The 26576-nt window shown below is 60.5% G+C and carries 25 protein-coding genes, 1 tRNA gene and 1 pseudogene; 14 read left to right on the forward strand and 13 right to left on the reverse strand.

Annotation, left to right across the window (positions count from 1 at the left end; all coding sequences use genetic code 11):
- Positions 1 to 48: 48 nt before the first annotated feature.
- Both WHJ28_RS14410 and WHJ28_RS14415 read right to left on the reverse strand, forming a co-directional pair.
- Positions 49 to 2427 (reverse strand): phosphoketolase family protein, encoded by a 2379-nt coding sequence (locus WHJ28_RS14410; RefSeq protein ID WP_340042783.1) that lies wholly within the window; start codon positions 2425 to 2427, stop codon positions 49 to 51.
- A gap of 164 nt (positions 2428 to 2591) precedes the next feature.
- The gene (locus WHJ28_RS14415; RefSeq protein ID WP_340042757.1) at positions 2592 to 3287 is read right to left on the reverse strand and encodes a hypothetical protein; all 696 of its coding nucleotides are present in this window, start codon (positions 3285 to 3287) and stop codon (positions 2592 to 2594) included.
- Between the two features lie 139 nt (positions 3288 to 3426).
- Between WHJ28_RS14415 and WHJ28_RS14420 the strand changes: the two genes are divergently transcribed.
- The 9 genes from WHJ28_RS14420 (at position 3427) to WHJ28_RS14460 (ending at position 13009) form a co-directional block, all read left to right on the forward strand.
- Entirely contained in the window at positions 3427 to 4290 is an 864-nt protein-coding gene (locus WHJ28_RS14420; RefSeq protein WP_340042758.1) for a class I SAM-dependent methyltransferase, read from the forward strand.
- Positions 4291 to 4302: 12 nt separating this feature from the next.
- On the forward strand, positions 4303 to 5163 hold the full coding sequence (locus WHJ28_RS14425; RefSeq protein ID WP_340042759.1) for an energy-coupling factor transporter ATPase: 861 nt from the start codon (positions 4303 to 4305) through the stop codon (positions 5161 to 5163).
- Positions 5164 to 5361: 198 nt separating this feature from the next.
- Complete coding sequence (locus tag WHJ28_RS14430; RefSeq protein ID WP_340042760.1) at positions 5362 to 6228, forward strand: energy-coupling factor transporter ATPase; 867 nt, start codon at positions 5362 to 5364, stop codon at positions 6226 to 6228.
- 1 nt (position 6229) lies between these two features.
- Complete coding sequence (locus tag WHJ28_RS14435) at positions 6230 to 7042, forward strand: energy-coupling factor transporter transmembrane component T family protein (protein ID WP_340042761.1); 813 nt, start codon at positions 6230 to 6232, stop codon at positions 7040 to 7042.
- A 44-nt stretch (positions 7043 to 7086) separates the two neighbouring features.
- On the forward strand, positions 7087 to 7836 hold the full coding sequence (gene truA, locus WHJ28_RS14440) for a tRNA pseudouridine(38-40) synthase TruA (protein ID WP_340042762.1): 750 nt from the start codon (positions 7087 to 7089) through the stop codon (positions 7834 to 7836).
- On the forward strand, positions 7836 to 9065 hold the full coding sequence (locus WHJ28_RS14445) for a DUF5711 family protein (RefSeq protein WP_340042763.1): 1230 nt from the start codon (positions 7836 to 7838) through the stop codon (positions 9063 to 9065). Before truA ends, WHJ28_RS14445 begins: the two co-directional genes overlap by 1 nt.
- A 15-nt stretch (positions 9066 to 9080) precedes the next feature.
- Entirely contained in the window at positions 9081 to 9788 is a 708-nt protein-coding gene (locus tag WHJ28_RS14450) for a CvpA family protein (RefSeq protein WP_340042764.1), read from the forward strand.
- Positions 9789 to 9832: 44 nt separating this feature from the next.
- Positions 9833 to 10372 carry a CDP-alcohol phosphatidyltransferase family protein gene (locus WHJ28_RS14455; RefSeq protein ID WP_340042765.1) on the forward strand — a complete coding sequence of 180 codons (540 nt, stop codon included), beginning with the start codon at positions 9833 to 9835 and terminating at the stop codon, positions 10370 to 10372.
- A 90-nt stretch (positions 10373 to 10462) separates the two neighbouring features.
- Positions 10463 to 13009 carry an ATP-dependent Clp protease ATP-binding subunit gene (locus WHJ28_RS14460; protein WP_340042766.1) on the forward strand — a complete coding sequence of 849 codons (2547 nt, stop codon included), beginning with the start codon at positions 10463 to 10465 and terminating at the stop codon, positions 13007 to 13009.
- A 57-nt stretch (positions 13010 to 13066) separates the two neighbouring features.
- Here WHJ28_RS14460 and proC read toward each other — a convergent pair whose 3' ends face one another.
- Together proC and WHJ28_RS14470 are read right to left on the reverse strand one after the other, a co-directional pair.
- Positions 13067 to 14146 carry a pyrroline-5-carboxylate reductase gene (gene proC, locus WHJ28_RS14465; RefSeq protein WP_340042767.1) on the reverse strand — a complete coding sequence of 360 codons (1080 nt, stop codon included), beginning with the start codon at positions 14144 to 14146 and terminating at the stop codon, positions 13067 to 13069.
- A gap of 5 nt (positions 14147 to 14151) precedes the next feature.
- Positions 14152 to 15108, reverse strand: coding sequence for a tRNA dihydrouridine synthase (locus WHJ28_RS14470; protein ID WP_340042768.1), 957 nt, complete (start codon positions 15106 to 15108; stop codon positions 14152 to 14154).
- A 451-nt stretch (positions 15109 to 15559) separates the two neighbouring features.
- Between WHJ28_RS14470 and WHJ28_RS14475 the strand changes: the two genes are divergently transcribed.
- From WHJ28_RS14475 to WHJ28_RS14485, 3 genes are all read left to right on the forward strand, one after another.
- Positions 15560 to 16123 (forward strand): DUF3793 family protein, encoded by a 564-nt coding sequence (locus tag WHJ28_RS14475; RefSeq protein ID WP_340042769.1) that lies wholly within the window; start codon positions 15560 to 15562, stop codon positions 16121 to 16123.
- 28 nt (positions 16124 to 16151) lie between these two features.
- On the forward strand, positions 16152 to 16577 hold the full coding sequence (locus WHJ28_RS14480; protein ID WP_340042770.1) for a flavodoxin: 426 nt from the start codon (positions 16152 to 16154) through the stop codon (positions 16575 to 16577).
- 114 nt (positions 16578 to 16691) lie between these two features.
- Positions 16692 to 16874, forward strand: a complete 183-nt coding sequence (locus WHJ28_RS14485; RefSeq protein ID WP_340042771.1) for a hypothetical protein — start codon at positions 16692 to 16694, stop codon at positions 16872 to 16874.
- Between the two features lie 361 nt (positions 16875 to 17235).
- Here the strand turns inward: WHJ28_RS14485 and WHJ28_RS14490 are convergent, their stop codons facing one another.
- From WHJ28_RS14490 to WHJ28_RS14500, 3 genes are read right to left on the reverse strand one after another with little or no spacing between them, the layout of a single operon-like run.
- Positions 17236 to 18636, reverse strand: coding sequence for a sodium:solute symporter family protein (locus WHJ28_RS14490; protein WP_340042772.1), 1401 nt, complete (start codon positions 18634 to 18636; stop codon positions 17236 to 17238).
- Positions 18637 to 18686: 50 nt separating this feature from the next.
- On the reverse strand, positions 18687 to 19877 hold the full coding sequence (locus WHJ28_RS14495; protein ID WP_340042773.1) for a pyridoxal phosphate-dependent aminotransferase: 1191 nt from the start codon (positions 19875 to 19877) through the stop codon (positions 18687 to 18689).
- A 42-nt stretch (positions 19878 to 19919) separates the two neighbouring features.
- A complete protein-coding gene (locus WHJ28_RS14500) occupies positions 19920 to 20294 on the reverse strand; it encodes a Rid family detoxifying hydrolase (RefSeq protein ID WP_340042774.1) in 375 nt (124 codons plus the stop codon).
- A 313-nt stretch (positions 20295 to 20607) separates the two neighbouring features.
- Here WHJ28_RS14500 and WHJ28_RS14505 point away from each other — a divergent pair, with 313 nt between their 5' ends.
- Entirely contained in the window at positions 20608 to 21066 is a 459-nt protein-coding gene (locus tag WHJ28_RS14505; RefSeq protein WP_340042775.1) for a MarR family winged helix-turn-helix transcriptional regulator, read from the forward strand.
- Between the two features lie 124 nt (positions 21067 to 21190).
- On the opposite strand, the pseudogene WHJ28_RS14510 reads toward WHJ28_RS14505, so the two are convergent.
- The 6 genes and pseudogenes from WHJ28_RS14510 to WHJ28_RS14535 all read right to left on the reverse strand — a co-directional run.
- Positions 21191 to 21349 (reverse strand): annotated as a pseudogene (locus WHJ28_RS14510) (IS5/IS1182 family transposase); the annotation flags it as partial.
- Positions 21350 to 21606: 257 nt separating this feature from the next.
- On the reverse strand, positions 21607 to 22602 hold the full coding sequence (locus tag WHJ28_RS14515; protein ID WP_340042776.1) for an asparaginase: 996 nt from the start codon (positions 22600 to 22602) through the stop codon (positions 21607 to 21609).
- Positions 22603 to 23208 (reverse strand): FMN-dependent NADH-azoreductase, encoded by a 606-nt coding sequence (locus tag WHJ28_RS14520; RefSeq protein ID WP_340042777.1) that lies wholly within the window; start codon positions 23206 to 23208, stop codon positions 22603 to 22605. It lies immediately after the preceding gene.
- 71 nt (positions 23209 to 23279) lie between these two features.
- Positions 23280 to 24578: a DUF2812 domain-containing protein gene (locus WHJ28_RS14525; protein WP_340042778.1), complete on the reverse strand. Its 1299-nt coding sequence runs from the start codon at positions 24576 to 24578 to the stop codon at positions 23280 to 23282.
- A gap of 26 nt (positions 24579 to 24604) precedes the next feature.
- Positions 24605 to 25849, reverse strand: a complete 1245-nt coding sequence (locus WHJ28_RS14530) for a DUF2812 domain-containing protein (protein ID WP_340042779.1) — start codon at positions 25847 to 25849, stop codon at positions 24605 to 24607.
- Positions 25846 to 26169 carry a PadR family transcriptional regulator gene (locus tag WHJ28_RS14535; protein ID WP_340042780.1) on the reverse strand — a complete coding sequence of 108 codons (324 nt, stop codon included), beginning with the start codon at positions 26167 to 26169 and terminating at the stop codon, positions 25846 to 25848. The genes WHJ28_RS14530 and WHJ28_RS14535 overlap by 4 nt, the downstream gene beginning before the upstream one ends.
- 167 nt (positions 26170 to 26336) lie before the next feature.
- Here WHJ28_RS14535 and WHJ28_RS14540 point away from each other — a divergent pair.
- Positions 26337 to 26424 (forward strand) — tRNA-Leu (locus WHJ28_RS14540).
- Positions 26425 to 26576 lie beyond the last annotated feature (152 nt).

A 26576-nucleotide genomic window follows, 5' to 3' on the forward strand; every position in this document is an offset into this window, starting at 1 on the left:
TACGATTTCTATAAGGTTAGCACAGAACGGGCCCTTTGGCAAGGCAGATCAGATCCCCGCGCCGCCGTTCCATTTCCAGTCCCGGATCTCGGGCATATCCTGGCCGTGGGCGGTGATATACTGCCGGTGCTCCACCAGCTTGTCCTTCATCAGCTGGATGAGGAAGGCGCCCCGGTTGCCCAGCTGGGGCAGACGCTTGACGGTGTCGATGACCAGGTCGAAGCGGTCGATGTTGTTCTGTACCCGCATATCGAAGGGGGTGGTAAGGCCGCCCTCTTCCTTATAGCCACGGACGTGGAGGTTTTTGTTGTGCCGCCGGTAGGTCAGCTCATGGACCAGGGTGGCGTAGCCGTGGAAGGCAAAGATGATGGGCTTGTCGGTGGTGAAGAGCACGTCGTAGTCCTCATCGGTCAGGCCGTGGGGGTGCTCGGTGTGGGGCTGGAGCTTCATCAGGTCCACCACGTTGACCACCCGCACCTTCACCTCAGGCAGATAACGCCGCAGGATGGTGACGGCGGCCAGGGTCTCCAGCGTGGGCGTTTCGCCGCAGCAGGCCAGCACCGCGTCGGGCTCGGCCCCCTGGTCGTTGGAGGCCCACTGCCAGATGCCGATGCCGTGGGTGCAGTGCTTAATGGCCTCGTCCATGGTGAGCCACTGGGGCCGGGGGTGCTTGGAGGTCACCATCACATTGATATAGTTGCGGCTTTTGATGCAGTGGTCAAAGCAGGACAGCAGGCAGTTGGCGTCGGGGGGCAGGTAGAGCCGCACCACGTCCGCCTTCTTGTTGGCCACATGATCCAGGAAACCGGGGTCCTGGTGGGTAAAGCCGTTCTGATCCTGCTGCCACACGTTGGAGGACAGCACATAGTTGAGGGAGGCGATATCCTGCCGCCAGGGCAGGGGAGAGGCCACCTTGAGCCACTTGGCATACTGGCTCACCATGGAGTCTACGATGCGGATGAAAGCCTCAAAGCTGTTGAGGAAACCATGGCGGCCGGTGAGCAGGTAGCCCTCCAGCCAGCCCTGGCACATATGCTCGGACAGCATCCCGTCCAGGATGCGCCCGCCGGAGGACAGCCCGTCGTCGGAGGGCAGCAGGTCGGCGTTCCACCGGCGGTCGCTGGCGGACAGGGCGGCCCAGAGCTTGTTGCTTATGGTCTCATCGGGGGAGAAGATGCGGAAATTTTTGGCCTTCTGGTTGAGCTTGAGCACGTCCTTGACGTACTTGCCCAGTTCGGCCATGTCTTCGGCCTCCGCCTCGCCGGGGGCGGGGACGGCCACCGCGTATTTGGAGAAGTCGGGGGTGCGCAAATCCCGCAGCAGCAGGCCGCCGTTGGCGTGGGGGTTGGAGCCCATCCGCCGCGTTCCCTGGGGCGCCAGGGAGCGCAGAGCGGAGACGGGGGCTCCCGCCTCGTCAAAGAGTTCCTCCGGGCGGTAGCCGCGCAGCCACTCCTCCAGCAGGGGCAGCTGCGCCGGGTGCGCGTCATCCACCGCCAGGGGCAGCTGATGGACCCGGCTGGTGCCCTCCAGGGTGGTCCCGTCCACCTCCTTGGGGCAGGTCCAGCCCTTGGGGGAGCGGAATACCACCATGGGCCACCGGGGACGCTCGGTCTCCCCAAAGGAGCGGGCGCTCTCCTGGATGCGCTGGATCTCGCGCACCGCCCAGTCCAGGGCGGCCGCCATCTTCTGGTGCATCTGGGCCGGGTCGTCTCCCTCCACAAAGCGGGGCGTCCAGCCGCAGCCCTTGAAGTAATCCTCTACCTCCTGTTCGGAAATGCGGGCAAAGAGAGAGGGGGTGGCGTTCTTATAGCCGTTGAGATGGAGGATGGGGAGCACCGCGCCGTCTCCCACCGGGTCCAGGAATTTGTTGCCGTGCCAGGCGGCGGCCAGGGGAGCGGTCTCCGCCTCGCCGTCGCCCACCACACAGGCGGCGATCAGGTCCGGGTTGTCCATGACGGCGCCGAAGGCGTGAGCCAGGGAATAGCCCAGCTCGCCGCCCTCGTTGATGGAGCCGGGAGTGTCGGGGGCACAGTGGCTGCCCACGCCGCCGGGGAAGGAAAACTGCTGGAACAGCTTGCGCATACCCTCCTCGTCCTGGCTTACGTTGGGGTAGATCTCGCTGTAGGTGCCCTCCAGATAGGTCTGGGCCAGTACGGCGGCGCCGCCGTGGCCGGGGCCGCAGACATAGATCATGTTCAGATCATACCGGGTGATGACCCGGTTGAGGTGGGTATAGATAAAGTTCTGGCCCGGCACCGTGCCCCAGTGGCCCACCGGAGCGTGCTTCAGGTGCTCCGGCTTCAGAGGGACGCGAAGCAGGGGATTGTCCCGCAGGTAGAGCTGGCCGGCGGCCAGATAGTTGGAGGCCCGCCACCAGGCGTCCAGTTTCCGCAGGGTCTCAGGGCTGAGAGGACCCTTTTTGGACATACGGGCCGAGGTTTTGACTGTGACTTTAGTGCGTGCTCCGGAGGATTTTGCCAAAGGGATGCACTCCTTCCACAAACTACAGAATGACGCCGGCGGGCGGCAGGGCAACAGCAGAAGAGAGGGGACCTTCCGGCTCCCTCTCCCATGCCCGTGCGGCGGGGTTCTTATTTCTCATCCAGGGGCAGGGGCGCGGGGGGCGCGAATTGATCCGCGCAGTCCTGAGCCAGCTTGCGCAGGTGCTCGTCCTGACTGCTGAAGTTGGAGGAGAGCTGCTCCAGCATCTGACGCAGCTTGTCCAGCTCCTGACCGGTGCGGGAGATGGCCCCGTCCATGTCAGAGCGCAGCAGATCGTAGCCTGCCTGCACCTTGTGGAGCCACTGCTCCACCTCGGTGTGGGCCCGGCGGACCTTCTCCTCCGCCTCCCGCTGGATCTCCTGGGCCCGGCAGTGGGCCTCCAGCTCGATGCCGGCGGTGCGGTCCTTTACCTGCTGATAGGCGGCGGCGTCGGGCTCGGCCTGGGTCAGCCGGGCGTTGGCGTCGGCCAGCCGGGCGGCGGTCTCTTCCGCCTCCCTGCGGGCCTGGTCCAGCTGGGCGCGCAGCGCCTCCGCCTCCTTGCGAGCCTCATCCAGCCGGGCGGTCAGAGACTCCTTTTCCTTGGCCAGCGTTTCGGCCTGCTCCTTGGCTTGCCCGGCCTGGGCCGCCAACGACTCCTTCTCGGCCGCCAGATCCTCCCACTCCCGCTGGAGCTGGGCCAGCTTTTCCACGTGGGCCTGGTTGGAGGATTCAATATAACTCAACACATCCTGCTTCTGAAAGCCGCCGAAGGTGGCGGTACGAAACTGAAGCTCAGTGGCGCTCATAGGGACACCTCGTTTCCACAAAATCATCTCCTATTTTATCACAGTTTTCTCCATAACACAATCCGCTCTTTTCGTTGACTCAACTGTACCACAATGATATAATAGGATGATTATGACAACAATGACCGGGAGGATGACTATGTGGGTCTCTGACGGATGGAAAGACTATGAACTGCTGGACTGCGGCGGGGGAGAGCGGCTGGAGCGCTGGGGTAAGTTTACCCTGGTGCGGCCCGACCCCCAGGCTATTTGGCGCCCTGAGGGGCGTCATCCCGGCTGGAACCGGTATGACGCCCGGTATCAGCGCTCCTCCACCGGCGGCGGGCGCTGGGTGAAAAAGGCCCTGCCCGAGCGGTGGACGCTGGGCTATCAGGAGCTTACCTTTAACATCAAGCCCATGAACTTCAAGCACACCGGCCTGTTCCCTGAGCAGGCCGCCAACTGGGACTTTGCCATGGAGCGTATCCGTTCCGCCGGCCGGCCCATCAGCGTGCTCAACCTGTTTGCCTACACCGGCGGAGCCACCGTGGCCTGCGCCGCGGCGGGGGCCAGCGTGTGCCATGTGGACGCCGCCCGTGGCATGGTAAGCTGGGCCCGGGAGAATGCCGCTTCCTCCGGCCTGGGCGACGCGCCCATCCGCTGGATCGTGGACGACTGCGGCAAGTTTGTGGAGCGGGAGATCCGCCGGGGACGGAAGTATGACGCTGTCATTATGGACCCGCCCTCCTATGGACGGGGCCCCTCCGGCGAGATCTGGAAGCTGGAGGAGAACCTGTTCCCCTTTGTGGAGCTGGTGACCGGGGTGCTGTCGGACAACCCTCTGTTCTTCCTCATCAACTCCTACACCACCGGCCTGGCTCCCTCGGTGCTCACCTATCTGCTGGAGACCCTGGTGGCCCGGAAGCACGGCGGCCATACCGACAGCCAGGAACTGGGCCTGCGGGTGACTGCCACCGGCCTGGCGCTGCCCTGCGGCGCTACCGGCCGCTGGCTGTGCGACTAAAAAGGAGAGACTATGGGACAGACCATTCTTGAGACAAAGGATCTGCACTTCCGCTATGACGATGGGGAAGGCCCCTCTCCGGTGGTGCTGGACGGGGTGGACCTCCAGATCCAGGAGGGTACCTTCGTGGCGGTGCTGGGCCATAACGGTTCGGGGAAATCCACCCTGGCCAAGCACCTGAACGCCATTTTGCTGCCCTCCGGCGGCAAGGTGTATGTGGACGGGATCGACACCGCCGATGAGGCCAAGCTGCTGGGCATCCGGCGCACCGTGGGCATGGTGTTCCAGAACCCGGACAACCAGATCGTTGCCAACGTGGTGGAGGAGGACGTGGCCTTCGCTCCGGAGAACCTGGGAGTACCCCCGGAGGAGATCCGCCGCCGGGTGGACGACGCCCTGAAGGCGGTGGGGATGTATGAATACCGGGAGCACGCCCCCCATCTGCTCTCCGGCGGCCAGAAGCAGCGGGTGGCCATTGCCGGCGTCATCGCCATGCAGCCCCGGTGCATCGTGCTGGACGAGCCCACTGCCATGCTGGACCCCATCGGTCGGGCGGAGGTCTTGAAGACGATCAAGGAACTTAACCGCACCGACCGGGTGACGGTGGTGCTCATCACCCACCACATGGACGAAGCCGCTCAGGCCGACCGTCTGGTGGTCATGGCCCGGGGCAAGGTCATTGCCGACGGCGCCCCCCGGGAGGTATTCCAGCAGGTGGAGGCGCTGAAGGAAGTGGGCCTCACCGTACCCGAGACCACCGAGCTTCTGTGGGAACTGCGGAAGGCAGGGGCGGACGTCTCCCTGGACGCCCTCAGCGACGAGGCGTGCGCCCAGGAATTGTATCAGCTGCTGAACCAGGGCGTTACCTTGTAGGGTGTATCTGAAAAGTCTTGGCACCCGCTCTTTCAGCCCAAATTTCGCCATGCTTCCGAATTTTTATTTGAAATCCGCCCAGGATTCCTGCATAAAAGTTCGTTGCCTGACAAAATTTTTGCTTGAAATTTCGGGCACCCCGACTTATCAGATGCACCCTAAGAGGAATGCACCATTGTGATAAAGGACTGAAGCAAATTGGAACCGATTATTCAGACGGAGCGCCTGAGTCATATCTATTCCGCCGGCACCCCCTTTGAACACGGGGCCCTGGTGGATGTGGACTTCACCGCCTACCGCGGGGAGTACCTGGGCATCATTGGTCACACCGGCTCGGGCAAATCCACCCTGATCCAGCACCTCAACGGCCTGTTAAAGCCCACCTCGGGCAGAGTGCTCTTTGAGGGCAAGGACATCTGGGAGAGCAAGGAGCGTACCCGCCAGACCCGCTTTCAGGTGGGACTGGTGTTCCAGTACCCCGAGTATCAGCTCTTTGAGGAGACCGTTTATAAGGATATCGCCTTCGGCCCCGGCAACATGGGGCTGGAGCCCGACGAGATCGACCGCCGGGTGCGGCAGGCCGCCCAGTTTGTGGGCCTGAAGGAGGAGACTCTGGAGAAGTCCCCCTTTGAGCTCTCCGGCGGTCAGAAGCGCCGGGTTGCCATTGCCGGCGTCATTGCCATGGAGCCCTCGGTGCTTATTTTGGACGAGCCCACCGCCGGTCTGGACCCGGTGGGCGTGGAGTCCATTCTGGGCAACATCCACGACTACCATGTGGCCAAGAACGCCACCATCATCATCGTCTCCCACTCCATGGAGGAGATGGCCCGGACGGTGGACCGCATCGTAGTGGTCAACGACGGCAGGATCCCCTTCTCCGGCGCTCCCCGGGAGGTATTTGCCCACGGGGACGAGCTGGAGCGCATGGGGCTGGGCGTGCCCGCCATGACCCGGGTGTTCCACCGGCTGCGTGCCATGGGAGTGGACATCGACCCCTCGGTGTATACCATCCAACAGGCCAGAGACGCCATTCTGGCGGCGATGGCCCGAAAGGAGGGGGAATAAGATGGCCCTGAAAGACATCACTCTGGGACAGTATTTCCCCGGCAAGACCATCATCCACCGGCTGGACCCCCGTACCAAGCTGATCGGAACCATCGCCTATATCGTGGCCCTGTTCCTGGCCGCCAATGTGGTGACCTACGCCATTTTGCTGGTGCTGCTGGCCGCCCTCATCGCCATTTCCAAGGTGGGGCTCAAGAGCATTCTGCGGGGCATGAAGCCCATCTTCATCATTATCCTGATCACCGCCATTCTGAACCTGTTCTTTACCCCCGGTCAGGGAGAACCACTGGTGTCCTGGTGGGTGTTTACCATCTACGCCGAGGGCATCCGGGCGGCGGTGTTCATGATCCTGCGGATCATGATGCTCATCACCTGCACCTTCCTGCTGACCTACACCACCTCGCCCATTATGCTCACCGACGGCCTGGAGAAGCTGCTCAGCCCCCTGAAGGTGATCCGGGTGCCCATCCATGAACTGGCCATGATGATGTCCATCGCTCTGCGGTTCATCCCCACCCTCATTGAGGAGACCGACAAGATCATGTCTGCTCAGAAGGCCAGAGGCGCCGATTTCGACAGCGGCAACCTGATCCGCAAGGCCCGCGCCCTGGTGCCTCTGCTGGTGCCCCTGTTCATTTCCGCCTTCCGCCGGGCCGACGAGCTGGCGGTGGCCATGGAGTGCCGGTGCTACCACGGCGGCAGCGGACGCACCCGCCTGCGCCAGCTGAAGATGAAGGGCGTGGACATTCTTGCCCTGCTGCTGTCGGTGGCCCTGTGTGTGGGTATCGGCGTACTGGCCCACTACGGTTGGTGAGGCACCACAATTTTTACCAAAATTTAAGATTTACTGAAGGACTTATGAGAAATATTGCGTTAAGATTGATGTATGTGGGCACGGCCTACCACGGCTGGCAGGTTCAGAAGAACGCCGTCACCGTGGCCGAGACTCTGGAGAAGGCCCTGGCCACGGTGGTGGGCCATCCGGTGAAGTGTACCGGCGCGGGCCGCACCGACGCCGGGGTCCACGCAGAGACCTATGTGGCCAACTTCCGCACCACCTCCCGCATTCCCTGCGACCGGCTGCCCCTGGCGGTGAATACCCGGCTGCCCGACGACATCGTGGTGGTGAAGGCCACCGAGGTGCCGGAGGAGTTCAACGCCATTGGCTCCTGTGTGAAAAAGGAATACACCTACCGGATCTACAACTCCCATATCCGCAATGCCTTCTATGTGGACCGGGCCTGGTTCTACCCCAAGCACCTGGACGAGGGGATCATGGGGCGGGCGGCCTCCCACTTTGTGGGTACTCACGACTTTGCCGCCGTCCGCAGTGTGGGCACCGAGACCCGCACCACTGTGCGGACGGTCCACTACTTCAATATCACCCGCAGCGGTCTGATGATCGAATGTAAGGTGTGTGCCGACGGTTTCCTGTACAACATGGTGCGGGCCATGGTGGGCACCTGTGTCTATGCCGCCGAGGGCAAGTTCTCTCCCGACGACGTGCCCGCCATTCTGGAGGGCAGGAATCGTACCGCCGCAGGCCCCACGGTACCCGCCGGCGGCCTGTACATGACAAAGCTATGGTACCATGAGGATGTGTTGTAATGCCTCGCCACATAATTTCCAAGAAGGCGCATAGACTGAACGAGGACAAGGACGCCAATCCCTCCCGTAAGGAGGAGAAGCGGCCCAATGTGGTGCTGCGGCTGCTGGCCTTTCTGCTCACGGTGGTCATGGTGCTGGGCGCCATCTTCCTCATCGTCAACTATGATAAACTGAATTTTGACTTCATCAAGCGGTGGTTCACCTACCGGGATCTGGAGCGGGGAGACGGAGGCCAGGCTGAGTCCTTCCCCTTCGACGGGGACAGTACGAGCACCTTTGCCAGCCTGGACGGCGACCTGCTGGTGTGTTCCACAACCGGCGTGCGGCTCTATTCGGCCAGCGGCCAGGTATATGTGAACCGTACCGTTGCCATGGAGCATCCGGTGGCGGTGGCCGCCGGGTCCACCGCTCTGGCCTACGACGCCGGGGGACAGACCCTGCTGGCCTGCCGGAACCGGGAGGAGGCCTTCGGCCTGGAGCTGGCGGAGGATGAGAAGGTGCTTTCCGCCGACGTGAACGGAAAGGGCTGGATGGTGACGGTGACCCAGGAGAGCGGCTATAAGGGCGTGGTCACGGTGTACGACAGCCAGTTCCAGCCCCAGATGCAGGTGAGCCTGTCCAGCCGTTTTATCATGGATGCCGCCCTGTCGCCGGACAACAGCACGGTGGCGGTGCTCACCATGGGTCTCACCGACGGTACCTTCACCAGTCAGGTGGAACTCTATCCCACTGCGGGCGCCGCTTCCGACGCATCCCCCCAGGCCACCGGTACAGTGGGCGGCCAGGTGATCCTGGACATGACCTGGGACAGCAGCGGAATTTGGGCCCTGGGTGAGGACGAGGTCTATCATCTGGACGATTCCGCCGCCCTGACGGGCAGCTATTCCTATTCCGACCGCTACCTGAAGGGCTTTTCCCTGGCGGGTGACGGCACCGCCGTTCTGCTGCTGGGCAAGTACCGGGCGGGCAGCACTGCTGAGCTGGTAGTGGTGGACACCCAGGGAGAGACCCGGGCAAGCCTGGCTCTGGACGAGCAGGTGCTGTCCATCTCGGCGGCCGGGCGGTATATCAGCCTGCTGACCGCGGATCAGATGAACATTTACGACCAGGATCTGTCGGTCTATCATTCCCTGGAAGGGACCCAGAGTGCCCGCAAGGTGCTCCAGCGCACCGACGGCAGCGTGCTGCTTATCGGCAACGACACCGCGCGGGTCTACCTGCCCCAGTAAAATCGGAGGAACCCTATGGCAATCGTATTTGAATTGATCGTTGTGGCAATATTGGCGGTTTTTGTGCTGCTGGGCATCAAGCGGGGACTGGTTTTGTCCCTGTGCGGCCTGATCGGTGTGCTGATCGCCTTCGGCGGCGCCGGCGTGCTGGCCCGTACCCTGTCACCCATGGTGGCTGATGCCCTGGAGCCCAAATTTGCCGCCGCCATCGAGGAGCAGCTGGACCAGCAGATCCAGGCCAGCCTGGAGGAGAACGGCCAGACAGGGGAGGGAGCACCCACCCCGGATACCCTGCCTCTTCAGGACGTGCTCAACGCCCTGCGTGACATGGGCTTCTATGAGCCCCTGATCAACAGCGTCAACCAGGCGGTGGAGAACGGTATGACCGAGGTGGCCGCCAGCGCCGCCGCCAAAGTGGCGGCAGCCATCGCCCAGTCGGCGGCCTATCTCATCCTGTTCCTGGTGGGTTTTGTGGTCATTCTCATTTTGTGGAAGATCGTAAGCCGGGCCCTGGACCTGGTGGCCCGCCTGCCGGTGCTCCACTTCCTGAATAAGACCCTGGGCGCGGTATTCGGCCTGCTCCAGGGCTGCCTGATCCTGTTTATCGCCGCCTGGGCCATTCAGTTCATGGGTAATCTGATCCCGGCGGAGACGGTGGAGCACACGGTGCTGCTGAAATTCTTCATGACCACCAACCCCCTGAGCCTGCTTTCCGGTGTGTGATCGGCAGCGATCTGAGAAAAAGAGAGAAATTCAGGTGAATCGACATGACAGTCCCCAATATTCTGTCCCTGTTCCGGCTGTTTCTGGTGCCGGTGTTCGCGGTGGTGTTTTTCCAGCCCATACCGGACGCCCATACCTGGGCGGCCCTCATCTATCTGGTGGCCTTTGTGACCGATATCGCCGACGGCTGGATCGCCCGCCACTTTAACCAGATCAGTAAGCTGGGCCGCATTCTGGACCCTGCCGCTGACAAGTGGATGACCTTTACGGTTATTATCTGCATTACAGTGGACGGTATCATCCCCCTGTGGGCGGTGATCGTGTTTTTCTGCAAGGAGCTGTGCATGGCCATCGGCGGTTATCTCATGTATCGCCGTCTGGGGGATGTGATCCCCTCCAACTGGCTGGGCAAGCTGTCCACCGGCGTGTTCTTTGTGGTGTGCGTGGCCCTGATGCTGTTCCCCGCCATCCCCAGAGCGGGGCGTACCGCTATGATCGGCGGAGCGCTGGCACTGACGCTGCTGGCGCTGGCAGGGTACGTGTATCAGTATTGCAAGGCCATGCGGGAAAGAAAGCCGGCCTGATTCATACCCAGTTCATAATTTCAGATTAGAATCATCTCTCCGGGGAGAGGGCCCCCATGGGACCGTCCCCGTCAAAGGAGCTGAACATATATGCAACCCACACTTTGTACCAGATGTCATAAGAATGTGGCCGTCATCTTCATTCAGAAGATGGAGGGCGGCACCACCAAGAGTGAGGGGCTGTGCCTCAAGTGCGCCAAGGAAATGGGCATTAAGCCCGTGGAAGATATGATGCAGAAGATGGGCATCACCGACGAGGACCTGGAGGGACTGACCAACGAAATGATGTCCGCCTTCGGGGGAGCCGAGGGCATGGAGGGCCTGGTGCCCAGCGACGACGGCGACCAGGACGAGGAAGACGAGGGCAAGACCGCCACCTTCCCCTTCCTGAACAAGCTGTTCGGCGGCGGGGCCCAGAACCCCCAGAACCAGCCCCCCGAGCGGGAGAATAACCGCTCTGAACGGGCGGATAAGGACAAGAAGGGCGACAAGCCCCCCAAACGGAAGTTTTTGGAGAACTACTGCATCTCCCTGACCCAGAAGGCTGCCGAGGGCAAGCTGGACAAGATCATCGGTCGGGACGAGGAGATCCAGCGCACCATCCAGATCCTCAACCGCCGGCAGAAGAACAACCCCTGCCTCATCGGCGAGCCTGGCGTGGGCAAGACCGCCATCGCCGAGGGCCTGGCTCAGAAGATTTACCAGCGGGACGTACCCTACAAGCTGCTGGACAAGGAGGTCTACCTGCTGGACCTGACCGCCCTGGTGGCGGGCACCCAGTTCCGGGGCCAGTTTGAGAGCCGCATGAAGGGCCTGATTGAGGAGATCAAGAAGCTGGGCAACATCATCCTGGTGATCGACGAGGTCCACAACATCGTGGGCGCCGGCGACGCCGAGGGGTCCATGAACGCCGCCAATATCCTCAAGCCCGCCCTCAGCCGGGGGGAGATCCAGGTCATCGGCGCCACCACCCTCACCGAGTACCGTAAATACATTGAGAAGGACTCCGCCCTGGAGCGGCGGTTCCAGCCGGTGATGGTGGAGGAGCCCTCCATTGAGGACAGCATCAAGATCATCAAGGGCATCGCCCCCTACTATGAGAAGTACCACTTCGTCTCCATCTCTCCTGAGATGTGCCGCCTGGCGGTGACCATGAGCGAGCGGTATATCACCGACCGCTTCCTGCCCGACAAGGCCATCGACCTCATTGATGAGGCCTGCTCCGATGTGAACCTCCACAACAAGGCCCTGGCCCGTGAGGTGGAGGTGAAGAAGGAGCTGGAGTCCCTGGGTCAGGAGCGGGAGAACCTGATGGTAGAGGCCAACGACCGGGACTACAAGCGCCAGACCGCTCTAAAGAACAACGAGAGCCGCCAGGGCGAGATCCGCCGGGAGCTGAACAAGCTCACCGCCGAGCACGATTCCCTCATGGGCAATCCCGCCACCACCGAGGCCCTGGGGGCCAACGAACGCCGTCAGGCCAACTTCCGCAAGGAACTGGACAACCTGGCCGCCGAGCGGGAGAAGCTGATGGCCGACCAGGGCAGCAGCAAGGACTACGAGCGGCTGGCCGCCATCAAGAGCCGGGAGATCCAGCTTCAGGACGAGCTGAGCAAGCTGGACGCCCAGAGTGCCCCGCCCCTGACGGTGGAGCACCTGGCCCGGGTCATCGAACTGTGGACCAAGATCCCCGCCAGCCAGATCCAGGAGGCCGAGTATGAGCGCCTGGCCAAGCTGGAGGACCGGCTGCGCGAGCACCTCATCGGCCAGGACGAGGCGGTCCACGCCGTGGCTGCCGCCGTTCGCCGCGGCCGGGTGGGCATCGCCTCCAAGCGCAAGCCGGTGTCCTTCATCTTTGTGGGCTCTACCGGCGTGGGCAAGACCGAGCTGGTCAAGCGGCTGGCCATGGATATGTTCCACTCTCCCGAGTCCCTCATCCGGCTGGATATGTCGGAGTTTATGGAGAAGTTCGCCGTTTCCCGCATCATTGGCTCGCCCCCGGGCTATGTGGGCTATGACGAGGCCGGCCAGCTCACCGAGAAGGTGCGCCGCAAGCCCTACTGCGTCATCCTCTTTGATGAGATCGAGAAGGCCCATCCCGATGTGCTCAACATTTTGCTCCAGATTCTGGACGACGGACACATCACCGACGCTCAGGGCCGCAACGTGAATTTCGAGAACACCGTCATCGTTATGACCTCCAACGCGGGCAGCGACGCCCGTACCTCCGCCGGCAGCGTGGGCTTCGGCCGTACCGCCGACCAGCAGGGGAGGGAGCGGGCCATGAAGGCCCTGGAGTCCTTCCTGCGGCCTGAGTTCATCAACCGGGTGGACGAGATCGTCTACTTCAACAAGCTCACCGAGGACAACTTCAAGGCCATCGCCGCCATCATGCTGGGTGAGCTGCGGGATACCCTCAAGGAGAAGGGCATCACCTTCACCTGGGACGATGCTCTGCTGGACCACCTGGTCCGCAAGTCCTACTCCCAGACCTACGGCGCCCGCAACCTGCGCCGCCAGATTCAGAAGGACCTGGAGGACGACATCGCCACCAAGCTCATCGACAGCTACCTCCATCCCATCTCCGCCATCCACGCCACGTCGGACGGGGAGAAGGCCGTTATTACAGCGGAATAAGCGTAAAAAACCAGGGTGTGCCTTACGGCGCACCCTGGTTTTCTGTTTATGGAGTTGTTACACCTTCCCCAGATCCACTGTCTTGTGGTAGGCGGCCTCCACCGCCTCAATGGCGGCGGAGCGGAAGGCCCGGGCCTCCAGGGCGGCCACACCGGCAATGGTGGAGCCGCCGGGGGAGCACACCTCATCCTTCAGCTGGCCGGGGTGCTTGCCGCTCTCCAGCACCATGGCGGCGGAGCCCAGCACCATCTGGGCGGCGTACACCATGGCCTGCTGCCGGGGCAGGCCCACCTTCACCGCCCCATCGGCCAGAGCCTCGATAAAGGGATAGACGAAGGCGGGGCCGCAGCCTGCCACGGCGGAAAAGGCGTCGATCTGACCCTCCGCCAGCCGTTCCACCCGGCCCGCCTTGGCCAGAATGGCCTCCACGGCCTGATAGTGCTCCTCCCTGGCCCCCGGCTCGCCGGTGAGGGCCAGCATCCCCATGCCGATGGAGGCGGGGGTGTTGGGCATGATCCGCAGGATAGCGGGGGAGAAGTCCAGCTCTCCCAGCCAGCCCCGCAGGGTGGAAATCTGAATGCCGGCGGCGATGGTCACCAGTACGGTGTCCGGCTTGGCCCGCAGGGCGGGGACTAGGGCCTTTACCACGCCCTCCATCACCTGGGGCTTGACGCACAGAAAGACGTACTCGGCCTGCCGGAGGGCATCTCCGTTGTCCTGAACCACGGTGCAGCCCAGCGTTCCGGCCAGTTCCTCCGCCTTGGCGTAAGTGTGGTCGGTAATGACCACCTGGTCCGGGCCAATGGCCTGGCAGGCCGCCTGGATGAGGGCGCCGCCCATGTTGCCTGCGCCGATAAATGCCGCTTTTTTCATAAAAGATCCCAGCTTTCTTTGATAATCTGCGATGAGCGCCAGCTTGTCCCGCCGACGCAGCTGCTTGATGGCGTATTCCCGCCGGAGAGCCGCCCCCTTGTCAGGACAGGCCTCCCGGTAGACCACCTCCACCGGCAGGCGGGAGCGGGTGTATTTGGCCCCTCTGCCGGAGTTGTGGACCGCCGCCCGCTTATCCACGTCGGCGGCGGTACCGGTGTACAGGCTGCCGTCGGCACACCGGAGGATGTAGACCCAGTATTCCATGGACCTCACCAGTCGGGCCGGAGGACGGGGGAGAGCTCCAGGTCCGAAAAGACGGAGCGCACCGCCGCCTCATAGTCCAGGGGGTCCCGTGCCTTCTTGATGGCCTTGGACAGCTTGTCCCCCTCCAGAAACAGGCGGATCAGGTAAAACCAGACCTCCTTCATCCGCAGCATGGCGTTGCGGCGGCTGCCGAAGGCCTCTGCGTAGCTCTCATACACCTGGTCCACAAATCCGGCCAGTTCCTTCTTGTTGGCGGCAGATCCACCCTTGAGGCGGCGGGCCAGGGCGGGGTCTCCGGCCAGCCCCCGGCCCAGCATGAGCCGCTCTGCCGCCGGGAAGGCGGCCTGGAGCCTGGCGGCATCGTCGGGGGTGTAGATGTCCCCATTGTAGCACACCGGGAAGGGGGAGTCCTCCAGCGCCGCCCCGAAGTAGTCCCATCGGGGAGTGTTCTTATACATATCGGTGCGTACCCGGGGGTGGACGATTAGTTCCGCCACAGGATATTTTCGGTAGATGGCCAGCAGGGTGGGGAACTCCGCCGGGTCCTTCAGGCCGATCCGGGTCTTGATGGAGAGGGCGCAGGGGGCCTTTGAAAAAATCTCATCCAGAAAGGCGTCCAGCTCCGCCGGATGGCCCAGAAAGCCGGAGCCCTTGCCCTTGGCCACCACCGTGCCTGAGGGACAACCCAGGTTCAGGTTGACCTCCCGGTAGCCCATGGCAGCCAGCTCTCCCGCCGCCCAGAGAAAATCCTCCCCGTTTCGGGTGAGCAGCTGGGGCACCGTGGGGAGTCCTTCGTTGTGCTCCGGCAGGATCTCCCGCAATTCCCGCTTGGTGAAGCGGTGGTCCTGAGTGGGGGTGAGAAAGGGGGTGAAGTACCGATCCACCCCGCCGAACCAGCGGGCCAGGGCCTGCCGGTAGTAAACTGTGGTCAGCCCCTCCATGGGGGCAAGCGATACGATCAAACAACTCGCTCCTTTACATTGCTGTAATGCGTACTGCACAAAGCCAAATGCCTGGAAATATCAACTTTCAAGGTTGGTTGGCTTTGTTCAAGGCGCAAATTTTTTGGACGTGATCGTCCAAAAAATTGCGCCTTCCGTTGGTGCGTTGAGACGCGCCAACAGAAATACGCATTGCAACAATGGTTGAATTTCATAAAAACGGCCACTTCGAGCTGTTTTTATGAAATTGCGCGGCTGCCTCCGCGCGAATAAACCGCATCGCGGTTTATTCAGCAGACATTGCTGTAGCAAATTGTAGCAGGACGGGCCGCCGTCGTCAAGCGGAGGGAAACGCAAAAAAGGGGTTGACAGGGGAGGGGAAGTATGGTATTTTTATGGAGTGGTTAGCGATAGCTAACCAAAAATGAAGCGATATGGTTAGTATATACTAACTGCGAAAGGAGCACCAAAGATGTCCCTGCAAGCCGCCCTTGTTGAACATGGCTCTCCCACCCTGGCGGGACTGAAGCCCGCCAGTCTGTTTCGATTCCAGCCCCAGGAGGGGGGAGACTTTGCCGGGGAATTTCTCGCCTGCCGCCGGGAGCTGGAGGGGCGAGGACTGGTGCTCACCCTGCTGAAGGGCTGCCGAAGGACGGGGGCCTATCTGGTCTACCTCTACCGGAAGGAGGACCTGGCGGGGCTGCTGAACCAGCCGGACCACCGTGCCTTTCTCCGGGAGATGGGGTATGAGCCCTGGACGGAGAGCCGGGGCTGCCTGCGTCAGCTGGCCACCCGTTTGTGCCTGGAGGGGGAGTTCCCCCATGAGATCGGGGTATTTCTGGGATATCCGCTCTCCGACGTGAAGGGCTTCATCCGCCACAAGGGGAAGAACTTCACCCTCTGCGGCTGCTGGAAGTGCTACGGCGATCCCGGAGAGGCCCAGCGGCAGTTCCGCCGGTTCAAAGAGTGTACCAATGTTTACCGCCGTCGGTTTGCGGCAGGGGCCACCCTGAGACAGCTGACCGTGGCGGCATAAGTAAGATGATTCAGAAAGGAAGATTCAGATGAGCAAGATCGCAGTGGTTTATTGGAGCGGCACCGGAAACACCGAGGCCATGGCCAAGCTGGTGGAGGAGGGGATTGCGGCTGCCGGCGGTCAGGCCGACCTGCTGCCTCCCGCCCTCTTTACGCCCGATCTGGTGAGCGGCTACGACGCCATCGCCTTCGGATGTCCCTCCATGGGGGCCGAGCAGCTGGAGGAAGGGGAGTTCCAGCCCATGTTTGACGCTGTCAAGGGCAGCCTGGGGGGCAAGACCATCGGCCTCTTCGGCTCCTACGGCTGGGGAGACGGCGAGTGGATGCGTACCTGGGCGGAGGAGTGCGAGAGCCTGGGCTGCCGGATGGCTGACGAGCCGGTGATCGCCCACGATTCCCCCAATGCCGATGCCGCCGACGCCTGCCGGGATCTGGGCAAGGCTCTGGTGGGCTGAGTAAAAAGCAGAAGAGCGTGCTGCCGTTGGGCAGCACGCTCTTTTCAGGCTGTCAAGAATTTTCCAAGTGCCCCCATATCTGATAAAATAGTATCAGAAATGGGGGTACACTATATGGAGCAATGGGGAAAGGATTTGAATAAAGAAGCGGCTATAACAGATCTGGAAGCACTGTTCCCCAAATATTATCTGCTTCGGGAGCAGAAAAAGTTATGGACTATGAATGGCTGTGTGAAAAATTGGAGCCATACTATTGCTACGACGATGGAAGACCGTGCACAAATCCTGTCCATGTAAATACTAATACGGAGCCAATGAGAAAGGGTGAAGGGTGATGACCACTCATATCTGGAAAGAGTTTCTAGATGTTGTGGGGGCCATCCGCAAAACGGAAAGGGCAAGTAGATTAGCTGTTGTTCCTCAAAATATGACCAGAACCCCTGTTTTCACATGATGAAAACAGGGGTTCTTTGATAGACTAGCAAGACAATCGGGACCTGCAGATCCGAGCTTTCTTGCGTCTGGCGGGTTTTAGCCGCCCTTCACCATTTCCTTGATCATATTGTAGAACACGGCAATGCCAAGACCGCAGCCGATGGCGATGATGATATAGTCAATGATGCCCATATAATAACCTTCTTTCCTTCTATCGAATTACTCAGGCATTGGTCGCAAGCTCGGGCTTGTAGCAGATGGAGTTTGCAATGAACATGGTGATGGTGGAGCAAATCAGGCCAAACAGGAAGTGGCTAATGCCCAAGGGAGAACCGACGGCCCAGTAAACCAGAGTGGAAACCACGGCCACGACGATGGTAATGAGACAGCCCTTGGAGTTCATCTTCTTGCCCCAGAAGAACAGACCGCAGAAGATGGGGACTAGGGCGGCGCCGCAGGGTGCGCCAACATCCTCCATGATAGTGACGATAGAGGAACCGAAGTAGCCCACCAAAAGGCCCAGGGCGGCCACAACAACCATCAGCACCCGCTGGGTGGTCAGCATCTGCCGGTCGGTCATATCTGTCTTGAACCGGCCGATGACGTCTCTGGAAATGGTAACGGAGGCCAGCATGGTGACGGAGGCGGCGGTACCCATGACGGCGGCTAGCAGGGCGGCAAGCAGGATGGCGCCGATGAAGGGGGTGGTCAGTTGGTTGATCATGGCGGGCAAAATGGAGTCGGCGGTGCCCAGATCGCTGACCAGAACTGTACCGGCAAGTCCAATAAAACTGGCAAACAGTAGGTAGGGGAAGTAGATCATCAGTGTGGCGGTCAGAGAGGCATTACGGGCCTCCTTGGCGCTGCGGGCGCTGCAGATACGCAGGAAGTTTTCGCTGTTGAGCATGCCGCTAGTGCAGAAATACAGGCCGGAGGAGATCATGGTGCCCCAGCCCACGGTGGTGCCTACCTTCAGCATATCGGGGGAGTTGCTCTTGAGGGCGGAGACCATGGTGCCCACGCTGTCCATCTTCATCAGAGCGATGATGGGCAGAATAATCATAACGGACAGAACCATTAGAGCGATGTTGAGGCGGTCGGTTTTGGCCGCAGCGGCCATGCCGCCGATAACGGTGTAGATCAGCATGACCACGGTCATGAGGATCATGGAAACCAGCAGGCTCAGAGAGGGAACAAACATATTGAGGATAGTGCCTAGGGAACGGATCTGAGAAGCCACGATGGAGAACACCTGGAAAATGCTCAGCAGAGCCAGCAGATTGGCACAGCGGGTACCCAAGCGATTGCGGATCAGCTCCGGGATGGTGGTGACGTTTTCTGCCCGGATCTTTTCTGAGAAGACCAGGCTGGCCAGAATGGCACCGATACCGACGCCGATGGACAGGTAGAAGCCGGAAATGCCGTAGGCGTAGCACGTGCTGGCACAGCCCAGGGTGGAACCGGCACCGATCCAGGCCGAGGACATGGAAAATACGTTGGTCCAGAAGGGGGTGTTGCGATCATTGACGGCGAAGCCGTCGGCGGATTTGACGTGCTTGCCTGCACGGATACCGATGAACAGTATGGCTGCAATATATAGCAGCGCAATCAAAATCTTAATCATAACACTGCACTCCTCTTCCCATTACATTCCCATACGACAGATGGGGCGGATTACTGTTTGTTGGTCATGATCTCCTGCAGGCCCTTTTCCAGCCGGTTTAGGCCCTCCTCCAGCAGCTCATGGCTGGTGGCAAGGCAGATGCGGATATGCCCGGCGCTTCCGGGACCGAAGAACTGCTCGCCGCCGGGGACGATGGACAACTTGTGCTTCTCGCGCAGGTATGTCACCAAGTCTACCGGGTCCATGCCGACCTCGTGGACGTCGGGGAAGAGAACAAAGGTGGCCTGGGGCTTGTGGCAGGTGATGCCGGACATTTTGCTGATGCGCTCCAGGGCATAGTCGCGGTTCTTCTGCATCTGGGCCACAAAGCCGTCGACCCAGTAGTAGGCCTTCTCCACACAGGCTTGTCCGGCCACCTGGGCCAGGGCGTCGACGCCGCCGATGGTGGTGTCGGTAAGACTGGCGGCTACCACCTTCTCAAAGGTCTCCTCGTTGGGACAGTAGATGCAGCCGGCACGCAGACCGGCGATGCCGAAGCTCTTGGAGAAGCCGAAGACGCTGAGGGTCCGGGCGTTGCGCTCGTTGCCAAGCTTTAGAATACTGTTGAACTGGGCGTCGGAGTAGACAATGTCCGACCAGATCTCGTCGTTCATGATATAGAAGCCATACTTCTCCGACAGACTGAGGATGTGGTCCAGGTCCTCCATGGGGTAGACCTTGCCCAGGGGGTTGTGGGGATTGCACAGGCCCAGCATCTTTGTCTTGGGGGTGATATAGCGTTCCAGGTCGGAGAAATCGATGGTGCCGTCCTCCCGAAGCTTCATGGGATACAGGGTGATCTTTGCACCTGCGGCCTCCATGGAGGTCTTGAAGAGAAAGTCCACCGGGTCAAAGACGATGGCCTCGTCGCCGGGCTTTAAAAATGCCTGGGCGATGGCCCACATGCCCCGGGCAGCGCTGTCGACGGGTAGGACGTAGTTGGGGTTTACGGGTTCCTGCTTGCGCTCCCACAGGGCCTTGGCCATGCTCTCCTTGAAGGACAGGAAACCGCGGTGTGGCGTGTAGCAGAAATAGCCGCCATTGATGTACTCGATCATGGCCTGGCTGATCTCCGGCGCAGGGGGAAAATCGGAGTCTGCTGCGGTGAGGGGAATGACCCCCTCCTCCACCTCGGCCCAGCGCATATTGTAGGCCCGCTCTTTCAAAATCTTATGATTGATGACTTCGTTGGTAAATTCCATGTTGTCTCTTCCTTTCTATGTCTGTGGCATACCTCTAGACGCTTACAGCTCGGCGACGACCTCAATCTCGATCTTGGCGCCTTTGGGCAGCGCGGCCACCTGATAGCACGCCCGGGCCGGAGCAATGCCCTGGAAGAAGGAGCCGTAGACCTCGTTGATGGCGCTGAAGTCGGTCAGATCTGTGGTGAGAATGGTGGTCTTAACCACTTTGGCCATGCTGGTGCCAGCGGCTTCCAGGATGGCGGCGATGTTCTCCATGGAGCGGCGGGTCTGGTCGGCGGCATCGCCGATCTTCAGGACACTGGTGGCCGGGTCGATGGGGAGCTGGCCGGAGACGAACACCAGATTGCCGGTCTGGATGGCCTGGGAGTAGGGACCGATGGCGGCGGGGGCATGTGTGGAAGTTACCTGATTCATATGATTCACCATTCCTTCTCTGGCACCGTGGGGGCAAAACCGCAAGTCCACGGCGCTAAAAATATAGTAAATATATTTACTATTTTAATATAACACCTTTCTGGAACAAGTCAATATCTCTATATATTACAAAATTACATAAATAATTTTGTAATAATAAACAAAAAAATAGTGTTTTTGGAGCCGATAAAAACGCATTAAAAAAAGATAATAAATATATAAATTATATGAAAAAATGTTTTCTTGCCATTTGTGCTGTTGGGAGATACAATAATTAAAACGGGAAACTAAAAAGAAAGCAGGTACTACACCCATGAAATCTCATGGATTTCGCGCCATAATTGATCACCTGTCCCGCGTCCAGCGGGCGAGTGACAATGTACTGCGCAATTACGGCATCGACATTCCCTTGAAGACCGACGAGATCCATCTGCTGGATCTTATTGACAAGCACCCCGACTGCAATTTGACCACCCTGGCCGAAATGATGTGGGCCAGTAAAATGGTCATTTCCGGACTGGTTCGCCGCCTGGAGGAGAAAGGTCTACTGACCATCACTCAGGGCCGGAACAAGAAGGAACGGATTTGCCACCTGACGGAGCGAGCCAAGATCGCCGTGGATACCCACGACGCATACCACCGTATGGAGCAGGTATTTCTGTCGGAGCGCATGGAGCAGTACACAGACGAGGAGATCGCCCTGGTGGAGCGGGTCCTGGAAGACTATGCCAAATACCTGGAGGAATACGCCAAAGACGCCACTATTTTGTAAAAATAGATTTTTACAGAAGCAGCGCCGGGACCCTGTTGGATCCCGGCGCTGCTGATTAGCCTGTCAAAAGCTTTCCAAGTGCCTCCTTTATCTGGTGAATAGTGTCTGCACGAGCTTGAGCCAAAACGGCGCACGAAACAGCGATGCAGCGAATTTGTACAGCGGCGAGGAAAGAAGCCGTGCTTTTGACGTATCGTGTGGCAATTCCACGCCAGCGTTTCAAGTGCAAGAAAGTATTTTCTACCCAATGGCGCGACCGATACAAATAACGGTCATATTTCCGCCACGAAAGAGAAACACGCCATGCATCATACGCACCACAGAGGTCTGGCAGCTGTTACCTGGTAGGTCAAGATTAAATATGCTGACATAAATCTAAAAAAACTGACAAACTTGGGGGTGAAAAACTCCGCTTTATGTATCATATTAGCTGCCATTCCCAGAAATACCACCAGAACTCCTGTTCCCGTATGATAAAACAGAAGTTCTTTGACAAGATGAAAAGAGCGTGCTGCTCAACGGCAGCACGCTCTTTTATGTCTATGCCATTTCTCCCGCCAGGGAGCGCTCCATGTAGTCCCGGATGATCTCCGCATCGTCGGTCTGGCCCAGCACCCACATGAGTTTGGTGACTGCTGCCTCGGTGGTCATGTCCCGGCCCTGGATAACGCCCTGGGCCAGCACCTTCTGGCCTACCTCGTATACCGAGAAGTCACTGGGCTCGTACAGGCACTGGCTGCATACCACCACCGTCATGCCCGCCTGGGCGGCAGTCTGGAGCTTGGAGATCAGGTCCCGGCGGACGAAGTGGAGCCCGCCGGCGCCGAAGGCCTCGATAACGATGCCCCGGTAGTGCATCTGGAGGAGCATATCAAAGATCTCCGGGTCCAGACCGGGGGTGAGTTTGATGAGGAATACCTTGTCGCACAGCCTGTCCCGCAGGGTACAGGCCCCGGCGGTGGTGGGGATGGCCTCCCGGTGGATCTGAAGGCCCTTGCCGTCCACCGAGGCGGCCAGGGGCCAGTTGACGCTCTCAAAGGCGTCAAAGTCGGTGGTGCGGGTCTTGACCGCCCGGCAGCCCAAAATCACCTTCCGGTCAAAGGCCAGAAATACACCGGCCACACCGGAGGCCGCCATAGCCAGAGCGGTCCGCAGGTTCTCCATGCCGTCGCTGAGAGGATGGGTCATGGGCAGCTGAGCCCCGGTGAGTACCACCGGGATGGAGATGCCCCGGAGCATGAAGGACAGGATGGAGGCGGTGTAGGCCATAGTGTCGGTGCCGTGGGTGATGACGATACCGTCATAGGTGCTTCGCTGCGCAAAGACGTGGCGGGCGATGGTCTGCCACTCCTCGGGCTGGATGTTGGAGGAGTCCAGATGGAGGATGTCCCGGATGGTGATGTCGTAGGAGTCGGTGACGCCCCGGGGGAGCAGTTCTGCCAGATCCTCCCCGTCCAGACCGGGGGCCAGGCCGTCGTCGGTGGGCAGGGAGGCGATGGTGCCGCCGGTGGTCAGCAGGAGAATGCGGCTCTTCACTTAAAACACCTCCGCCATGGCGTCCGCCCGACCCATGGCCTCGGCCAGAATGGCCTCCTTGTCGTTGCGGATGTCGTCCAGGCCCTCGGCGGCCAGACACTGGAAGGAGGGGATGCCGTACATGGCGCACAGAGCCTCCAGCTGCCGGGCGCCCATCTCCATCCACGCCGTTTCAGGCAGGGAGAAGTTGCCGCCCCGGGTGGTGATGAGCAGCAGCTTGCCCGCCTTGCACAGGCCCACGTTGCTGCCCTGCTCGTCGTAGCCGAAGGTGATGTTCGTCACCGAGATCCGCTCCAGATAGATCTTCAGGATGGCGGGGAAGGACAGGTCCCAGAAGGGGGCTGCGACCACGATCCGGTCGGCGGCGGCAAACTGGTGGGCCAGGTCGAACATGGGATCGTCCAGCTTGCCCGCGTTCCAAAGTTCATCCCGCTCCGCCAGTACCTCGGGATACTGGGGTACCGGACGGTCCTTGCACAGGTCTACCTCAGTGATGGCTCCGTCGGGGTGGGCCTTCTGCCAGGTTTCCAGGAACCGGCGGGCCAGCTTCAGGGTGCGGGACCGCTCACCCCGCACACAGGCATTGATAAAAAGAAGTTGTTCCATGGTGTTCACGCTCCTGCGTCTGTTTTCCTGTCTATGCTATCACAGAATGGTGCGGGACGCAAGCGGCCCTGTTATCCTTCCAGAGCGGAGAGTACCTGACCCAGCCACTGATCTGTGGGCAGATTGGTTTCGACCCGCAGAACGGTGTTGTCCCGGCGGATGAGCCAGAGGGTTCCGGCGTTCCAAACCCCGTCATAGCCGGAGACGGGGGACAGGTTCTTATCGGCCAAAGCCTGCTGCATTCCATCGGCCAGCCAGTCCCACCGGGCGGTCCAGGCATCCCAGCGCTGATAGACCTCCAGATCTACGGGGGCTGCGTTCGGAATCAGGGTGATGGTGTCAAATTCCTCCTCTTTCCAGCCGGAGTACCCCAGGAAAAAGGATGCGTGGCTGGAGCGGGAACCCACCGAGTCGGCCACCAGAATCTCTGCGACGTGGGCGCTCTCATCCACGCCGCCTGCCTGTGACAAGGGCAGTACCTGGACCTGAGCCAGAGGAGGCTTCACCATCAGAGTGGCAGTCACCGGTCCGGCCAGGGTGTGGATGGCCAGGGCGGGCACCATGACCGCCAGTGTCAGAGAGCTGGCCAGCCTCACCCGCTGGCGCTGACGCAAGGACCGGCGGTAGAAAAGCAGCACCAGAGCCGCGCTGATACAGGTATAGGCCAGACGGAGGGAGTTATCCCGGCCGTCCAGGCTGTCCATCGCCAGAGCCAGCACCATGATGACGCACCAGACAGGAGGGAGCAGACAGAGCAGCTTGGCTGCCCCTGCGCTGAGCCTGCCGGGCACCGGCATAGGTTGATCCGATCGGGCGGCGGACCACCACTGGATCAGCCGCAGACCAAGCCGCCCGGTCCACAGCAGACACCCCAAAAGGATCAGGGGAGAGAAGAAAAGGGCAAGGCCCAGGGCGGTGGAGCTGCTGATGAGGGTCAGGGGGAAAGCCAGTCCTGTGGGCTGCCCCAGACAGATGATCCCCAGCAGGACCAGCATGATGAGCTCCATGCCTGCGCTCAGCTTCCACCAGCGCACTACTTTATCCCGGAACCGCTGATACTCCAGCTGGGTGTCGGTCTGGATGGGGGCGGTGCCCGCAGGAGCCTCGTAGATGTTCCAGTGGTCACACCGCTGGCACAGGGTCCAACCAGCCTGAGCGCAAAGGTCCACATAGTCCTCTGCCTCGTCGCCCAGAGGATCGGTCCAGTCCACAAAGTAGGTAACCGGGGTCTGTGCCGGCTCATAGCAGGCCAGCAGCCGAAACCACACCTTTTTCAGCCGCCAGCCCTCCTCGCTTCGCCGGCACAGCTCCGCCTGGGCGGCTTTGATGTCCATCACGGGATAGGTAAACAGACTCCAACGTGTTTTCATGGCGGTACCTCCATTATGTCGTTGTCCTACTGTCCTTCTTCCATGCGGTTTAATATGTCGTCCAGGAAGCTTGCCTGGGTGTCGGGGAGGATAGCTTCGATCCACAGGATCGTATTACCCTGGCGCAGCACGCAACTGTCCCCGTCGGTCCACACGCCGTCATAGCCGGGGAGAGGGGTCATATTCTGTTCTGTCAGCGCGTTCTGTATACCGTCGGCCAGCCAGCTCCAGGGCAGAACCCAGCCCTGGCCTTCCAGCGCAAGCGTGTAATCTGTCCCCTCCGGCGACCACCACTCGGTCCATTCCGTATGGGAAGCCAGGAAGGTAGTGCTGTCCTCCCGGAGAGAGGCTTCCGCAGCCGGGAAGAGCTGCTGACCGGCCAGGGGAGGGGCTACCTGGAGACGGGCAGTCAGGGGAGACAGGGGGAGCAGACTAAACACCAGCATCACCGCCGCGCCCCCGGCCATGGTCCAGTTTCCCCGCCGGGCCCGGCGGTAGGCTGGGTCCTGTTTGAACAAGCCGTAGAGGAAAGCGCCGATGACAATGCCCACCATCCAGGCTCTGGAGTATGCTCCGGTATTTGCATCCAACAGCAGAGCCAGGAGGAAAAGGGGGATCAGCAGACAGCCCAGTACCATCAGCAGGCGGGCTGCCATGACGCTTTTTGGTCCCGGCGTAGGGAAGGGGAGGCCTGCGCTTGCCGCCCGCCGCCACTGGGTCAGCCGCAGCAGCAGCCGTCCGGACCACAGCAGTCCTCCGGCCAACAGGAGGGGCAGACAGAGAAGAACCAGCGCCGCGGTGTTGTATCTGGTAAAAAACCATACCCAGAATGGCAAAGCTGTCCCCATGTCTGTCCAGTTGGTGACCACGCCCACCAGGGGCAGCAGCAGAAAACAGATCAGGCAGACCGCCCAGCCGAACATCATACGGTGAAGGGATTTTTTTCGGAACCGCCGGTATTCCAGTTCGCCGTCGGTCTGGATGGGGGGTGTGCCCGCCGGAGCCTCATAGATGTTCCAGTAGCCGGTCTGAGCCGCCTGATACCACCCGGCGTCAGCCAGCAGACGGAGGTAGTCCGGCCCATCCTCCCGAGCGGGGTCGTACCAGTCCAGGCTGTAAGCCACCGGGTCTTCCGCAGGAACAAAGCAGGCCAGCAGGTTGAGCCATAGCTTCTCCAGCCGCCAGCCTTCTTCAGCCCGGCGGTTGAGCATGGCCTCCGCCGCCTTGATATCCATGACGGGATAGGCAAAGAGGGTCCATTTCCGCTTCATGTCGTTTCTCCCTTCCGCAAGACCTGTTCCATATCCGCCGCCTGCTGGCGGATGCGCTGATACTCGTCCTGGAGCACCTTGTCTCCCTGAGGGGTAAGCTGATAGTATTTCCGGTTGAGCTCCGTCCGGGTCAGCAGGATCAACCCGTCCTTCTCAAAGCGCTCCAGCAGGGCGTACAGGGTGCCGGCTCCCACGTTCACCCGGCCGTTGGTGAGGGTGGTGATGGCCTGCATGATGCCGTAGCCGTGGCACTCCTGCCGCAGGACCAGCAGCACATAGAACATCTGCTCCGTCAGCGTCTCCAGCTTCTTGCGTGCCAATGGTAACCACCCCCCTTTGTCAGCTTCATTGTATAGCGATATTCGATACAAAGTCAATAGCGAATATCGATATAAAAAGAAATTAAAAAAAGTGAAAAAGAGTGTTGACAACCTGGATTCGACGTGGTAATATATATCTCGCGCTGAACGACAGCGCAACGCCAAATGCGCGAGTGGTGGAATTGGCAGACTCGCTAGATTCAGGTTCTAGTGTGCATTACGCACGTGCGGGTTCAAGTCCCGCCTCGCGCACCAGACGAAAGGACATCCGAAAGGATGTCCTTTCGTTTTTTGTATAAAGAAAACCACTCGCTAGGCGAGTGGTAGCAAAAAGCCTATGGCGATGAAAGTGATAAAAAAACTCCCTTTGCTATAATAAAAGTGCGGTCTGCCAACTGCACAAAGAA

The organism is Flavonifractor porci (assembly GCF_037572415.1).
GTDB lineage: Bacteria > Bacillota > Clostridia > Oscillospirales > Oscillospiraceae > Flavonifractor > Flavonifractor porci.

Excerpts from the sequence above, each read along its gene's own strand:
- WHJ28_RS14495 (WP_340042773.1), bottom strand. The coding sequence starts at position 19,877 with ATGGAATTTACCAACGAAGTCATCAATCATAAGATTTTGAAAGAGCGG.
- WHJ28_RS14525 (WP_340042778.1), bottom strand. The coding sequence starts at position 24,578 with ATGAAAACACGTTGGAGTCTGTTTACCTATCCCGTGATGGACATCAAA.
- WHJ28_RS14475 (WP_340042769.1), top strand. The coding sequence starts at position 15,560 with ATGTCCCTGCAAGCCGCCCTTGTTGAACATGGCTCTCCCACCCTGGCG.
- WHJ28_RS14425 (WP_340042759.1), top strand. The coding sequence starts at position 4,303 with ATGGGACAGACCATTCTTGAGACAAAGGATCTGCACTTCCGCTATGAC.
- WHJ28_RS14520 (WP_340042777.1), bottom strand. The coding sequence starts at position 23,208 with ATGGAACAACTTCTTTTTATCAATGCCTGTGTGCGGGGTGAGCGGTCC.
- WHJ28_RS14505 (WP_340042775.1), top strand. The coding sequence starts at position 20,608 with ATGAAATCTCATGGATTTCGCGCCATAATTGATCACCTGTCCCGCGTC.
- WHJ28_RS14450 (WP_340042764.1), top strand. The coding sequence starts at position 9,081 with ATGGCAATCGTATTTGAATTGATCGTTGTGGCAATATTGGCGGTTTTT.
- WHJ28_RS14480 (WP_340042770.1), top strand. The coding sequence starts at position 16,152 with ATGAGCAAGATCGCAGTGGTTTATTGGAGCGGCACCGGAAACACCGAG.
- WHJ28_RS14500 (WP_340042774.1), bottom strand. The coding sequence starts at position 20,294 with ATGAATCAGGTAACTTCCACACATGCCCCCGCCGCCATCGGTCCCTAC.
- WHJ28_RS14460 (WP_340042766.1), top strand. The coding sequence starts at position 10,463 with ATGCAACCCACACTTTGTACCAGATGTCATAAGAATGTGGCCGTCATC.
- truA (WP_340042762.1), top strand. The coding sequence starts at position 7,087 with ATGAGAAATATTGCGTTAAGATTGATGTATGTGGGCACGGCCTACCAC.
- WHJ28_RS14455 (WP_340042765.1), top strand. The coding sequence starts at position 9,833 with ATGACAGTCCCCAATATTCTGTCCCTGTTCCGGCTGTTTCTGGTGCCG.
- WHJ28_RS14410 (WP_340042783.1), bottom strand. The coding sequence starts at position 2,427 with ATGTCCAAAAAGGGTCCTCTCAGCCCTGAGACCCTGCGGAAACTGGAC.
- WHJ28_RS14485 (WP_340042771.1), top strand. The coding sequence starts at position 16,692 with ATGGAGCAATGGGGAAAGGATTTGAATAAAGAAGCGGCTATAACAGAT.
- WHJ28_RS14445 (WP_340042763.1), top strand. The coding sequence starts at position 7,836 with ATGCCTCGCCACATAATTTCCAAGAAGGCGCATAGACTGAACGAGGAC.
- proC (WP_340042767.1), bottom strand. The coding sequence starts at position 14,146 with ATGGAATACTGGGTCTACATCCTCCGGTGTGCCGACGGCAGCCTGTAC.
- WHJ28_RS14530 (WP_340042779.1), bottom strand. The coding sequence starts at position 25,849 with ATGAAGCGGAAATGGACCCTCTTTGCCTATCCCGTCATGGATATCAAG.
- WHJ28_RS14490 (WP_340042772.1), bottom strand. The coding sequence starts at position 18,636 with ATGATTAAGATTTTGATTGCGCTGCTATATATTGCAGCCATACTGTTC.
- WHJ28_RS14420 (WP_340042758.1), top strand. The coding sequence starts at position 3,427 with ATGTGGGTCTCTGACGGATGGAAAGACTATGAACTGCTGGACTGCGGC.
- WHJ28_RS14415 (WP_340042757.1), bottom strand. The coding sequence starts at position 3,287 with ATGAGCGCCACTGAGCTTCAGTTTCGTACCGCCACCTTCGGCGGCTTT.
- WHJ28_RS14435 (WP_340042761.1), top strand. The coding sequence starts at position 6,230 with ATGGCCCTGAAAGACATCACTCTGGGACAGTATTTCCCCGGCAAGACC.